At 70.2% G+C, this 7,278-nt stretch carries 5 protein-coding genes; 3 read left to right on the top strand and 2 right to left on the bottom strand.

The window, feature by feature from the left end; genetic code table 11:
- Window positions 1-470: 470 nt before the first annotated feature.
- Together FF100_RS29090 and FF100_RS29085 are read right to left on the bottom strand one after the other, a co-directional pair.
- Window positions 471-3,116, bottom strand: coding sequence for an MGH1-like glycoside hydrolase domain-containing protein (locus FF100_RS29090; protein WP_139039278.1), 2,646 nt, complete (start codon window positions 3,114-3,116; stop codon window positions 471-473).
- Window positions 3,117-3,225: 109 nt separating this feature from the next.
- Window positions 3,226-4,374, bottom strand: a complete 1,149-nt coding sequence (locus tag FF100_RS29085; protein WP_139039277.1) for an epoxide hydrolase family protein — start codon at window positions 4,372-4,374, stop codon at window positions 3,226-3,228.
- Window positions 4,375-4,488: 114 nt separating this feature from the next.
- On the opposite strand from FF100_RS29085, the gene FF100_RS29080 reads away from it, so the two are divergent.
- The 3 genes from FF100_RS29080 (at window position 4,489) to FF100_RS29070 (ending at window position 7,271) form a co-directional block, all read left to right on the top strand.
- Entirely contained in the window at window positions 4,489-5,574 is a 1,086-nt protein-coding gene (locus tag FF100_RS29080) for an isocitrate/isopropylmalate dehydrogenase family protein (protein ID WP_139039276.1), read from the top strand.
- 27 nt (window positions 5,575-5,601) lie between these two features.
- Window positions 5,602-6,486 (top strand): NAD(P)-dependent oxidoreductase, encoded by an 885-nt coding sequence (locus FF100_RS29075; RefSeq protein ID WP_139039275.1) that lies wholly within the window; start codon window positions 5,602-5,604, stop codon window positions 6,484-6,486.
- A gap of 80 nt (window positions 6,487-6,566) precedes the next feature.
- The gene (locus FF100_RS29070; RefSeq protein WP_139039274.1) at window positions 6,567-7,271 is read left to right on the top strand and encodes a glutathione S-transferase N-terminal domain-containing protein; all 705 of its coding nucleotides are present in this window, start codon (window positions 6,567-6,569) and stop codon (window positions 7,269-7,271) included.
- Window positions 7,272-7,278 lie beyond the last annotated feature (7 nt).

Raw genomic sequence — 7,278 nt, 5'->3', positions numbered from 1 at the left:
CTGATCGTGTGAGCACCGAAACGTCAGACCAGCATCATCCTACTCACGACCAGACCCGAAGGCCCGGTCCGCAGGGACGACGCCGTCCACGCTTCTCTTTCTCGTATGCACTTGTCAAAGAGCTGATCGGGCCGGAGCCAGATCCAGACCTTCCAGAGAACGGAAAGCAGCGCCGGGTTGCCCTGGCCCTTGCTTCGTCGTCTTCTGGGAAGGTTCGTCAGGGCGGAGCCGCTCGTCGCGGCGCCCCGTCGGTGAGCGGTCGTTTAAGGGTAGCCGGCTTGCCTGTCAACACGACCGGAACCGAGGCGGCACGGCCGAGGCGACGGACAAGGGCAGGGGGACTGCCCAGGCCACGCGGCCGCCGTGTACACTAGATGGGTATGTACGCCGTGGCTTCGAGGACGGGCGTCGAGACCCGTGTGACGGCTCGCGGGGCGTGACCCCGATGCAGGAGGCGCTCGGCCCTGCGCTCACCCCTCGGTCGGGCGCCGTCGGGCGCGGTGATGCAGCAGGTTCAGCACCAGGGCAGTCCAGCCGGTCTGGTGCGAGGCGCCGAGACCGCGGCCGGTATCCCCGTCGAAGAACTCGTGGAACAGCAGGGCCTCGTCATCGCCGTCCGGAGGACGGGGACCGTCGCCGAACGCCGGGCGCCGCCCGGCTTCGTCCTTGGTGAACAGACCGATCAGCCGGTCCTCCAGGGCATCGGCGATCGCCTCCAGGGACAGGAGCTGCCCCGATCCGGTCGGGTGCTCGACCCGGAAATCCTCGCCGTAATAGGTATGGAAGCGCCGCAGGGAGTCGATGATCAGGTAGTTCATCGGCAGCCAGACCGGCCCGCGCCAGTTCGAGTTGCCGCCGAACATCCCCGAGGTCGAATCGGCCGGATCGTAGCGCACGGTGAACGAGGCCCCGAGCGCGTCGAGGGTGTAGGGCTGGGCCTGATGCGCCTTCGAGAGCGAGCGCACGCCGAAGGGCGAGAGGAACTCCGCCTCGTCGAGCATGCGGCGCAGGAGCGCCTTCATCCGCTGGCCGCGCAGGAGCGACAGGAGCTTGCGGTCGCCGACGCCGCCCTCGGTCCAGCGGGACACCAGGCGGGCGAGGTGGGGGCGGTTCTGCAGCACCCAGTGCAGGCGCCGGGCGAAGTCCGGCAGGCGCTGCAGCATCGAGGGCTCGATCACCTCGACGGCGAAGAGCGGCACCAGCCCGACCATCGAGCGCACCCGCAGCGGGATCATGCGCCCGTCCGGCAGGTCGACCTGGTCGTAATAGAACTGGTCCTCCTCGTCCCAGAGCCCGAATCCCTCGCCGCCCATATCGGTCATCGCCTCGGCGATGAGCAGGAAGTGCTCGAAGAACTTCGAGGCCGTGCTCTCATAGACGTCGTTGTGCACAGCGAGCTCGAGAGCGATGCGCATCATGGTGAGCGCGTACATCGCCATCCAGGCGGTACCGTCGGCCTGGTGGACGAGGCCGAAGCCCGGAGGCGGGCGCGAGCGGTCGAAGACCCCGACATTGTCGAGTCCGAGGAAGCCGCCCTGGAAGACGTTGCGGCCGGTCGCGTCCTTGCGGTTCACCCACCAGGTGAAGTTGATCAGGAGCTTGTGGAAGACGCCTTCCAGGAAGGCGAGGTCGCCGCGGCCGCCGCGCCGGTCGCGGTCGATCTGGAACACCCGCAGCACCGCCCAGGCATGGACCGGCGGGTTGGTGTCGCCGAACTCCCACTCGTAGGCCGGAAGCTGGCCGTTCGGATGCATGTACCATTCGCGGGTGAGGAGCAGGAGTTGCGCCTTGGCGAAGTCCGGATCGAGCAGGGCCAAGGGGATGCAGTGAAAGGCGAGGTCCCAGGCGGCGAACCAGGGATACTCCCACGTGTCGGGCATCGACAGCACGTCGGCGGCGGCCATGTGGGCCCAGGCGGTGTTGCGGCCCTTGCGCCGCTCCGCCGGAGGCGGGGGCTGGAGCGGGTCGCCCCGCAGCCACAGGCCGACGTCGTAGCGGTAGAGCTGCTTGGTCCAGATCAGTCCGGCGGCGGCCTGGCGGTAGATCCGGCGTTCGTCCGGATCCGCGATCCCATCCTGAAGGGCGTCGTAGAAGGTGTCGGCCTCGGCGAGGCGCCGGGCCACCACCGCGCCGCCGGCATCGACCGGGCGGGGCGTGCCGCCGGAGCAGAGGCGGAGGCGCACCACCGCCCGGCCGCCGGCCGGCAGGGTGAGGGCGTAATGCAGGCCGAGCTTCGTGCCGCCCTCCGCCACCACGGCGTCGGTGTCGCCCTCGACGATTGCCGCGTTGAGCCCGTCCTTGAACGGGCCGAGCGCACCGGACCGGCGCGGGTTGGTCTCGTTCTCGCAGAACAGCAGCGCCGGCGCCCCGTCGTAGGTCAGCCGGTAGGAGCCGAGGCGCGGGTGCTCGCAGGCGATGCTGCCGTCCGGCCGCGCGGTCAGCCGGGGCCGCCAAGCCTCGGCTCCCTCGCGCCAGGACCACGTGTTGCGAAACCAGAGCTGGGGCACGAGGTGCAGGGGGGCGGGCTCCGGCGCCCGGTTCACCGCTGTCACGACGACGTGGATGTCGTCGGCATCCGCCTTGGCGTATTCGACCGTGACGTCGAAGAAGCGCAGGCCGTCGAAGACGCCGGTCTCCTCGATCTCGTATTCGGGCGCGTCGCGGCCGCGCCGGCGGCTCTCGGCGAGGAGCGCCTCGTAGGGGAACGCGGCGTGCGGGTAACGGTACAGGATCTTGAGATAGGCGTGGCTCGGGACCGCGTCGAGGTAGTGGTAGACTTCCTTGACGTCCTCGCCGTGATTGCCCTCCTCGTTGGTCAGGCCGAACAGGCGCTCCTTGAGGACGCGGTCCTGCCCGTTCCAGAGGGCGAGGGAGAGGCACATGAGCCCATGGTCGTCGGTGAGCCCGGCGATGCCGTCCTCGCCCCAGCGATAGGCGCGAAAGCGTGCCTCCTCGTGCGTGAGGGAGCGCCAGGCATTGCCGTCGCGGCTGTAATCCTCCCGCACCGTGCCCCATTGCCGCTCGCTGAGATACGGGCCCCAGAGCGACCAGGCGCGCTCGCCCCGCACCTGCTCGGCGATGCGCCGCCGCTCGGCCCAGCCGTCGGGCCCGCTCACCTGCCGGCTCCAGGCGCACATGTGACGGAGGGATATGACGGGTGAGGCATGGGGCGACCGCGCAGGAGGATCGGGGCCCGCCGCCATGCATCTTCGGCGCCAGTGCGGGTCAGCCGCGTAAGGTTGCCGCGAAGGCGCGGAGATCCTCGGCGAGAAGGTCCGGCTGTTCGAGCGCCGCGAAGTGGCCGCCCCGCGGCATCTCGGTCCAGCGACGCAAGTCGGCGAACATCGTCGCCTCGGCGAGCGAGCGGGGAGGACGGACCATCTCCTTGGGGAACGCCGCATAGGCGGTCGGGACGCGGATCGTCTCGCCGGAGGGGACGGGCCAGGGCCGGTGCATCCGCGCATGATAGGGGTGGAACGACGAGCCGATGGCGCCGGTGAACCAGTAGAGCGAGATGTTGGCGAGCATCCGATCGCGCGGGATCGCGGTCTCGATCGTGCCGTCGCAATCCGACCAGGACCGGAACTTCTCGACGATCCAGGCAGCGAGCCCGGCCGGCGAATCGGTGAGGGCGAAGGCGAGGGTCTGGGGCTTGGTGCCCTGGATCCACTGGTAGCCCGTCTCGTCCTTCAGCCAGGCCCCGACGCGCTCGTAATGGGCGGCCTCCTCGGGCGTCGCGTCGCGGCCCGACAGGTCGCGGCGCACCGGCAGCATGTTGAGATGCAGGCCCTCGACCCGCTCCGGGTAACGCCAGGCGAGCCGCGTGGTGATGAAGGCGCCCCAATCGCCTCCCTGCATCATGAAGCGGTCGTAGCCGAGGCGCGTCATCAACTCCGAAAAATGGTCGGCGATCTCCTCGACGCCGAGACGCGGCTGGCCCGGGCGGAACGACAGGCCGTAGCCGGGGAGCGACGGAGCGACCACCGTGAAAGCATCCTCGGGCCGGCCGCCGAAGCGGACCGGGTCGGTCAGGCGCGGAATGAGATCGAGGAACTCGAAGACCGAGCCCGGCCAGCCGTGACAGAGGAGGAGCGGGCGAGGGGTCGGCCCCGTGCCCGGGACGTGCAGGCAGTGGATGTCGATGTCGCCCACCTGCACCCTGGTCTGCGGGAAGGCGTTGAGCGCCGCTTCCTGTGCGCGCCAGTCGAACCGGTCGCGCCATTCGGCGATCAGCGCGGCGAGGTAGCTCACGTCGGTGCCGTAGGTCCAGGGCGCCTCGGGGGCCTGATCGGGCAGGCGGGTGCGGGCGAGGCGTTCGCGCAGGTCGGCGATCGCCGCGTCCGGAACATGGTAGGTGAACGGCTCTCCCGTCATCGGTCGCTCCTCCCCTGTCATGCGTCGGACCGGATGTCGCGGCCCGCGGCGCCGTGCTAGGCGCCCCGTCAAAGGTTCCGCATCAGACGCAGATCTCAAGGGAGGAGGGCGAAAATGGCGCGATATCGCATCGCCACCATCGAGGGCGACGGCATCGGCCCCGAGGTCACGCGGGCCGCGACGGCGGTGCTGACCGAGGCCTGCGGGGCCGACACCCTCGCCTTCGACGGTCTGGAGGGCGGCGCCGGGCATTACAGGAGGAGCGGCGAGGTCTTGCCGGACGAGACCTTCGCCGGCTGCCGCGACGCCGACGCGATCCTGCACGGGGCTGCCGGCCTGCCGGGCGTCGTCTATCCGGACGGGACGGAGGTCGGCAACGATTTGCACCTGCGCCTGCGCTTTCGGCTCGACCTCTACGCCAATGTCCGGCCGATCAAGCTCCTGCCCGGCGTGCTCTCGCCGTTGCGCGCCTTCGAGGGCGGCGGCATCGACTACGTCATCGTGCGCGAGAACACCGAGGGGCTCTATGCCAGCCGCGGCGCCGGGGTGCTGCTGCGCGACGAGATCGCCTCGGACAGCCTCGTCGTCACCCGCAAGGGCACCGAGCGGGTGGCCCGCTTCGCCTTCGACCTCGCCGCGCGACGGAGCGGCGCGCCGCGGGACGGGCAGCGTCGGGTGACGGTCTGCGACAAGGCCAACATCCTGCGGAGCTACGCCTTCTTCCGCCGGATCTGCGACGAGGTCCATGCCGGATATCCCGGCATCGCGATCGACTACGCCTATGCCGACGCGATCACCGTCCACATGCTCAAGCGGCCGGACTTCTACGACGTGATCGTGGCCGAGAACATGTTCGGCGACATCATCTCGGATCTCGGTGCCGCGACCGTCGGCGGCATGGGCATCTCGCCCTCGGGCGAGATCGGCGATACCCACGCCCTGTTCCAAGGCGCCCACGGCTCGGCGCCGGACATCGCCGGCCAGAACGCCGCGAGTCCGATTGCCACCATCCTGTCCGGGGCGATGATGCTGCGCTGGCTCGGCGACCGGAAGCACGACGCGGACCTGGCCCGGGCGGCCGACCGGGTCGAGGCTGCGGTCGCCACGACCTTGCGCGACGGACGGGCGGTGCCGCGCGACCTCGGCGGGGCCGCGACCTGCACCGAGGTGACCGACGCCGTGCGCCGGGCGCTCGCCTGACCGTCCATCGAGGAGAAAGGAACATCCATGACGAAGCAGACCATCGGCATCGTCGGCGTCGGCCTGATGGGGCACGGCATCGCCCTCAACGTCGTCCGCAAGGGCTGGCCCCTCGGCTACCTCGACCATCCGGGCAACCAGCCGACCGCCGACCTCGACGGCTTGGGCGCGACGCGCCACGCCGACCGGGCGTCCCTCGCGCGGCTGAGCGACGTGATCATCCTGTGCGTCACCGGCACGCCGCAGGTCGAGGACGTTCTCCTCGGCGAGGGCGGCCTGCTCGCCGCCCTGCGCCCCGGCACGGTGGTGATCGATTGCTCGACCGCGATCCCGGCCTCGACGGCGCGGATCGCCGCACAGGTGAGCCAGGCAGGCGGGCGCTTCCTCGACGCGCCGATGACCCGCACCCCGAAGGAGGCGGCGGAAGGCCGGCTCAACCTGCTCGTCGGGGCCGATCCTGAGCTATTCTCCGCCATGCAGCCGCTGCTCTCGACCTTCGCGGAGAACATCTTCCATGCCGGGCTGGAGGCCGGGGCCGGCCACACCCTGAAGCTCCTGCACAACTACGTCTCGCTCGGTTCCGTCGCCCTGATCGCCGAGGCGGCGGCCTGCGCCGGTAAGGCGGGGATCGCGCCGGAGATCCTGGTCGACGTGCTGCGCAAGGGCGGCGGCCATGGGGCGGCCCTCGACCGGCTCTCGCCCTACCTTCTGTCCGGCGATTCCTCGCCGATGCGGTTCTCGATCGCCAATGCCCGCAAGGACCTGAGCTACTACGTGGCGATGGCCGAGGATCTGGGGGCGGCGCATGCCGTCGCCGAAGGGGTCTTCGCCGATCTCGACCGGCTGGTCGAGGCCGGGCATGGCAGCGATCACCTGCCGCTCTTGGCCAAGCACCTCGCGGCGGAGCCCTGAGGGAAAGGCCTAACAGCCGGCTTGCCCGCTGCCGGAGGCCGGGTATCGTCGCCGCCCCCACCCATGGGAGCCGCGACGCGATGCTCGACCTCTCCGCCTTCCCGATTGCCGCGCGCTGGCCGGCCCGTCACCCGGACCGGATCCAGCTCTATTCCTTCCCGACGCCGAACGGCGTGAAGGTGTCGATCGCGCTCGAGGAGCTCGGCCTCCCCTACGAGGCGCACACCGTCCAGATCGGCAAGAACGAGACCTGGATTCCGGAATTCCTGTCGCTCAACCCCAACGGCAAGATCCCGGCGATCATCGATCCGGACGGGCCGGGCGGCAAACCCCTCGGGCTGTTCGAATCGGGCGCGATCCTGCTCTACCTCGCGGAGAAGACCGGGCGGCTGATCCCGTCCGATCCCGCCGGGCGCTACGAGACGGCGCAGTGGCTGTTCTTCCAGATGGCGGCGGTCGGGCCGATGTTCGGCCAGCTCGGCTACTTCCACAAGTTCGCCGGCCGCGAGATCGCCGACAAGCGGCCGCTCGAGCGCTACCGCGACGAGTCGAAGCGCCTGCTCCGGGTGCTGGAGACGCGGCTCGCCGGCCGCGACTGGATCATGGGCGCCGACTACACCATCGCCGACATCGCGCTCATCGGCTGGGTGCGCAACCTGATCGGGTTCTACGAGGCCCGTGAGCTGGTCGAGTACGACACGCTCACGGCCGTTCCGGGCTGGCTCGAGCGGAGCCTCGCCCGGCCGGCGGTGCAGCGGGGACTGGAGATCCCGCCGCGGGGGTAAGGCCGTC

It is taken from the genome of Methylobacterium terricola (assembly GCF_006151805.1).
GTDB classification, from domain to species: domain Bacteria; phylum Pseudomonadota; class Alphaproteobacteria; order Rhizobiales; family Beijerinckiaceae; genus Methylobacterium; species Methylobacterium terricola.
The sequence above is the reverse complement of the archived record's forward strand: the minus strand, read 5'-3'. Positions and strand labels throughout refer to the sequence as shown.